This is a genomic window from Flavimobilis sp. BM9 (assembly GCF_058313055.1).
The window spans coordinates 1-249 of record NZ_JBZEMO010000023.1 but is presented as its reverse complement, the minus strand read 5'-3'; the positions used below and the strand labels follow the sequence as shown (position 1 = coordinate 249).

General features: G+C 51.8%; 1 rRNA gene. It reads left to right on the top strand.

Annotated features, from left to right (window positions below):
• Positions 1–249 (top strand): 23S ribosomal RNA (locus AC4F3Q_RS13565); the annotation flags it as partial.

Here is a 249-nt window from a genome sequence, read left to right as displayed (position 1 = left end):
AAGGGAAACAACCCAGACCGTCAGCTAAGGTCCCAAAGTCATGGTTAAGTGGGAAACGATGTGGGAAGGCTTAGACAGCTAGGAGGTTGGCTTAGAAGCAGCCACCCTTTAAAGAAAGCGTAATAGCTCACTAGTCGAGTCGGCCTGCGCGGAAGATGTAACGGGGCTCAAACCATGCACCGAAGCTACGGGTATCACCTTTTGGTGATGCGGTAGAGGAGCGTTCTGTAAGCCTGTGAAGGTGAGTTG